The following is a 6,000-nucleotide window of genomic DNA, read 5'->3' on the forward strand; positions in this document are numbered from 1 at the left end:
GGATGAGAGCTGCTCGCTATTGCGCGAGTTGTGGGATGTATAACAGCCATTGATTCTGTTGATGGCTTATCCGTTGCTGATTGCGTTCGGGTTCCTGATGATGTTGGCGCTACTCCTTCCTGGATGCAGATGCTCCCTATCTTTCGATACAGAGCATCTTCGTTGAGCATCACCCTTGTTGATCGGTTTTCAGACAGTCTGCAGGGCACCATTCTTTATTTACAGAACGGCCGTAATGGGTGTGATAACCATACGAGCGGCCTCGCTTACCAACTCACCCTCACTCCCGCATTGCCACTCACGCCTTCCAGGGCATTGGTGTCCAGATTGGTGTTGTAATCCGCCGCCAGGTACACGCTGACCGTTGACGATAACCGCGCCACCACACCCACTCCGAGATCGGCAGAGGACGATTTGTGATCACTCTTGATCCGGTCCACGTCATCATAGGTCACGGTGTCACTGCCGCCAAAGGTGCGCCAGGCGCTCGCCCGGACGTAGGGCTCGATGGGCGTATTCTGTACCAGGTAGCGCCCTTTCAGGCGTGCACCGAGGCGACCGGTCCAGTAGTCCTGGGAGTCGAACGAGACCTTGGAAATACCGTCGTTCTGGCTGTCCATATCGATCTGCTGGTTGATCACCTGGACTTGTGGCTCCACCACCCAGTGCTCGGAAATTGCAATCGGATAGCCGGCTTCGGCGGACAACGCCAATGCATGGCCCTTGCTGTCCATCTTCACCCCACGGTCGGATTTGTTATCGCCATCCAGGCGCGTGCCCATGGCCACGAGGTCAACGTACCAGCCCACGGTTGGATCGGTGAGGGTCCAATAGGCGCCGAAGTTGTCGCCGTCGAGTTCGACCCGCCCCGAACGACGGTCCTGGAAGCCCTCGGCGAAACCTTTGACATCGCCCTGCAAGCGGCTCTGGCCGACGAACAGGCCGAAGCGTTGGATCTGCCCGCCGCTGGTTTCGGAGGCATACAGGTCATGGCCCACTTGATAGCCCTTGGTAGAACCGTCGAAGCTGGGGGACACGGTGCCGGTCCAGCTCTTGTTGAAATCGCGGCCATAGGCACGACCCCAACCGGCCGGGACGGCACCGGTTTCGCTCAACAGGCTTTGTTCGCCCTGGCGGTCGTGGAAGGTGCCCAACGCTTGCAAAGTCATCAACTGCGCGGCTGGCACCACCACCGAATACACGGGCACCTCCAGGCGGTACAGTGGAATAGGATCGGCACCTGCCACCGCTGTCGGTAATGGCGGGGTACTGACAGCAGGTTCCGGAGAGGTTTCGGCCGGGATTTGGTTGAGCGGAGGTGCAGTGGGTTCGACCGGAGCAACGGGCCTTGAAGTTGGCGGCTCCACGGGCGGTTCATCGGGCGCAACCACTGGCGGTGTCGGTGGAATCGGTGGTACCGGCACCACTACCTGCGGCACCGGTGTCGGCGGTGGTACCACCGGCGGTTGTACCGCTGCCACTGACGAGCGCAGGTACCAGTTGTTTTCCGAGCCTGCCGTTACACCCCCCTTGAACAGATAGTACTCATAGGCCCCGGCAGAAACCGAGCCTTTCAGGGCAAAGGCATCGGTAGTGCTGACTGCGCCGTTGAGCGCCTGCACCACTTCGATCCCGTTGTTTTGCGTCAGGCCGCCCAGGCCACTGAGATTGGTCACCGCCAATTGGGTATTGCCGCTGATGGTGCCGTCGGAGACCACCAGTTTGTCAGTGGCGGAAGTGTCGTCGCCGAGCACGGTTTGCAGCCACAGCTGGCCGTTGTTGCCGACGTAGTTGCCGTACACCGTCAGCGAGTCCGCGGCGCTGTTGCTGCCGGTGGTCATGTCGATGGTGCCGGCGTTGATGAGGGTCGCCCGCTGGCCGGCGGTGTAGGGTCGGATACTGCCTTGGGTCACCGCCAGCACGCTGGTGTTGTCGATGGAAGCCGTGCCGGTATTACTGGCGCTGTCGCCGAGGAAAAAGTCGCCAGCCAGGTCGAAGTGCGAATTGTTGTTGAGGTTGACGGCTTCCCAACCGATGTAGCGGGAGGCCGTATTGGAAGTGGTGTTGTCGAAGGTCAATTGATCATTGCCCAGGCCGCCGTCGATCGATGGGGTGGCGCTCAACAGGCTTTCGGTCAGGCCGCTGAGCAGCGCGGTATCGTTACCATCACCCATCAGCACGGCGGACTTGATCTGGCCGCCATTGAGCCAGTTGAAGGTGTCGTTGCCGAGGCTGGCGCGGATCTCGCCGTTTATCACGCCGCCGCTGACAGTGATGCGGTCGTCGCCGCCGCTGACACTGATATTGCCGCCAATCGTACCCCCGGTGACGATAATCCAGTCGGTACCAAATCCGGTGACGAGGTTGCCAAGGATCGAGCCGCCGGACATGTCATAGATGTTGTTGTCCAGTTTCATGTCGACGCGGCCGATGGTGCCGCTGGTTTGCTGCGCCACGTCGCCATCTTCAAAGGCGCCGACGATGGTGCCGCCGGTCATCAGGAAGGTGTCGCGGCCGTCGCCTTGGGCCAGAGACTGGATCTGCCCGCCACTCATCACAAAGTCATCGATGCCATTGCCTTGGGAAACCGCACCCGTGACCGCACCGGCACTGATACGGAAGCGATCGGCGCCATCACCCTGAGTGACGCTGCCGACGATTCGTCCGGAGTTCATGTCGACGAGGTCGGTGCCAGCCCCGGTAACAATGTAGCCGTTGATGGTACCGGTGCCGTCAATCGGGAGGGTCAGGATGTTGTTGCCCAGCAGGTCGGTCAGGCCGACAGGGCTGCTGCCACTGTCGCAGACATACGCATCGACGCCGGGGCCGGGAGTGAGTACGCAAGCCGCTTGCGCCTGTTGTACTGCCAGACTTAAAAGCGACAACGCCCCCACTTGAAGAAGTCCATTTTTTCCTGCACGCAGCGCAAGGTGCATAAGATCCCTCTTATTTGATGTCATTCTGATATTGTTTGGGGGTTTTATTTTGTAGTTATATCTAGACCATCAATACGATATCTACAAGGAAATGGGCTTGTGGTCCTTTCGTCGATTGCCCAGGACCTCGGCAGGGTGTTGCAGGCGAATAGAAAGTTAAAATCCACAACGCTGAGCTGGGAAAAACGGATGAGTTCCGCTCTTCGATTTAATACCTCTGCTGGGTATGAGTAAGACAATTCCTGTTTTTTCGCCATAAGTGGGTGGTTATATTGTCTTCCAGTTAGTTTAAATTTTTTTTCTGGAATATATCGTGTCAAAGGTTGCGTTGTTTTTACTTTTTGGTTTTGTGTTGTCGGATTACGTGCTCGCGTCACCCAAAAAACAAATGCTTCTACAAGTGCGTCGTACATGAATTGCGGTTCAGGTCTGGCCACGGCCAAGCGTGTAGCCCAGCTGGAGGTGTGCTTCAGAGTGCCGCCATTCAGCGCCGCACCGCGAAAACTCCTCTGGCAATGGCCCGACATCACGACATAAAACATTTCACACACGGCGTCCATGCTGGTTTTTAACGTTCCCGCGACACGGCTGGCTATGGCTGGCTGATTCCATTCTTAATGCAAATAATTCCAATCGAAGTGAAAACTCATGACCGCAGGTCGTTTTTGTTTTGAGTCATTCTCGTTAGCTCAATGTCGCTGCTCATTTCGATCAATAAGTTGTCATTTACGGTCATTGAGGGATGGCGGCACGACTCTTAGTCTGTCGAACATGACTGATGGGGGCCGCAGAGCTCCCGCACTTTCCGTGATCGCTCGATGTGGAGTTACCGATGACCGCCGCTCAATACCCGCACCTGTTGGCTCCGCTGGACCTGGGGTTCACCACGCTGCGCAATCGCACCCTGATGGGGTCGATGCACACTGGCCTTGAAGAGAAACCGGGTGGCTTCGAGCGCATGGCGGCGTACTTTGCCGAGCGTGCCCGTGGCGGTGTCGGCCTGATGGTCACCGGCGGTATCGGCCCGAATGACGAGGGTGGCGTGTATTCCGGCGCGGCCAAGCTGACGACCGAAGAAGAAGCGCTCAAGCACCGTATCGTCACCCGTGCCGTGCATGACGCGGGCGGCAAGATCTGCATGCAGATCCTCCATGCCGGTCGTTATGCCTACAGCCCGAAACAGGTTGCGCCAAGTGCGATCCAGGCACCGATCAACCCGTTCAAGCCCAGGGAGCTGGACGAGGAAGGCATCGAGAAGCAGATCAGCGATTTCGTCACCTGCTCGGTACTGGCGCAAACCGCCGAGTACGACGGCGTGGAAATCATGGGTTCCGAAGGTTATTTCATTAACCAGTTCCTCGCCGCCCACACCAACCACCGTACCGACCGCTGGGGTGGCAGCTATGAAAACCGCATGCGCCTGCCGGTGGAGATCGTTCGTCGCGTGCGTGAAGCGGTAGGCCCGAACTTCATCATCATTTTCCGTCTGTCGATGCTCGACCTGGTTGAAGGCGGCAGCACCTGGGAAGAGATCGTTCAACTGGCCAAGGCCATCGAGCAGGCCGGCGCGACCATCATCAACACCGGTATCGGCTGGCACGAAGCGCGAATTCCGACCATTGCCACCAAAGTGCCGCGCGCGGCGTTCAGCAAGGTTACGGCCAAGTTGCGGGGTTCGGTCAATATTCCGCTGATCACCACCAACCGTATCAACACCCCGGAAGTCGCCGAGCAGATCCTGGCCGAGGGCGATGCCGACATGGTGTCCATGGCGCGGCCGTTCCTCGCCGACCCGGATTTCGTCAACAAAGCCGCTGAAGGTCGCGCCGATGAGATCAACACCTGCATCGGTTGCAACCAGGCCTGCCTCGACCACACTTTCGGCGGCAAGCTGACCAGTTGCCTGGTGAACCCGCGTGCCTGCCACGAAACCGAGCTCAACTATCTGCCCGTGCAGCAACTGAAGAAAATCGCCGTGGTCGGTGCCGGCCCTGCCGGTCTGTCCGCCGCGACCGTGGCCGCCGAGCGTGGTCATCAGGTGACGCTGTTCGATTCGGCCAGCGAAATCGGCGGTCAGTTCAATATTGCCAAGCGCGTTCCAGGCAAGGAAGAGTTCTACGAAACGATTCGCTACTTCAACCGCAAGTTGCAGACCACCAACGTCGAGGTGTGCCTGAACACCCGCGTCGACGTGGCCGGACTGGTCGAGGGTGGCTACGACGAGATCATTCTGGCCACCGGCATTGCGCCGCGTGTGCCGGCCATTCCAGGGGTGGAAAACGCCAAGGTGCTGAGCTACCTGGACGTGATCCTGGAGCGCAAACCGGTCGGCAAGCGCGTCGCGGTGATTGGTGCCGGTGGTATCGGTTTCGACGTTTCCGAGTTCCTTGTGCATGAAGGCGTCGCCACCAGTCAGGATCGCGCCGCGTTCTGGAAGGAATGGGGCATCGATACACACCTTGAAGCGCGCGGCGGTGTCGCCGGTATCAAGGCCGCGCCCCATGCGCCGGCCCGCGAGGTGTTCCTGCTGCAACGCAAGACGTCCAAGGTCGGCGACGGTCTGGGCAAGACCACCGGCTGGATTCATCGCACGGGCCTTAAGAACAAACAGGTGCAGATGCTCAACAGCGTTGAATACCTGAAGATCGACGACGAAGGCCTGCACATCCGCATCGGCGAAACCGGCGAAGCTCAGGTGCTGCCAGTGGACAACATCGTGATTTGCGCCGGGCAGGATCCGCTGCGCGAGTTGCATGAAGGCCTGGCGGCGGCGGGGCAGAGCGTGCACCTGATCGGCGGCGCGGATGTCGCGGCAGAGCTGGATGCCAAGCGGGCGATTAATCAGGGGTCGCGGTTGGCGGCGCAGTTGTAACATACCGGTCAAGCGTGCCAACGGCCATCGCGAGCAATCTCGCTCCCACACTGAATCTGTGTCGTTCAGCAGATCGAAGGTGGGAGCGAGCTTGCTCGCGATGGCTGCCTTTGAGCGACTAGAATGTAATTTCTTTTTTTAGCTCAATCAGGCGCCAATGCTTCTCCCACCCTCCACCTGGTTACCCCAGGC

3 protein-coding genes are annotated in these 6,000 nt (G+C 59.0%); 1 reads left to right on the top strand and 2 read right to left on the bottom strand.

The features are described 5' to 3' along the window. Positions 1–266: 266 nt before the first annotated feature. Together KGB29_RS12555 and KGB29_RS12560 are read right to left on the bottom strand one after the other, a co-directional pair. Positions 267–2,936, bottom strand: a complete 2,670-nt coding sequence (locus KGB29_RS12555) for an autotransporter outer membrane beta-barrel domain-containing protein (RefSeq protein WP_150812578.1) — start codon at positions 2,934–2,936, stop codon at positions 267–269. Between the two features lie 44 nt (positions 2,937–2,980). Further along, positions 2,981–3,496 (bottom strand): hypothetical protein, encoded by a 516-nt coding sequence (locus tag KGB29_RS12560; protein ID WP_150812579.1) that lies wholly within the window; start codon positions 3,494–3,496, stop codon positions 2,981–2,983. A gap of 272 nt (positions 3,497–3,768) precedes the next feature. Between KGB29_RS12560 and KGB29_RS12565 the strand changes: the two genes are divergently transcribed. Beyond that, on the top strand, positions 3,769–5,808 hold the full coding sequence (locus KGB29_RS12565) for an FAD-dependent oxidoreductase (protein WP_090456692.1): 2,040 nt from the start codon (positions 3,769–3,771) through the stop codon (positions 5,806–5,808). Positions 5,809–6,000 lie beyond the last annotated feature (192 nt).

The sequence above is a fragment of the Pseudomonas sp. BF-B-30 genome (genome assembly GCF_019956305.1).
GTDB classification, from domain to species: domain Bacteria; phylum Pseudomonadota; class Gammaproteobacteria; order Pseudomonadales; family Pseudomonadaceae; genus Aquipseudomonas; species Aquipseudomonas jessenii.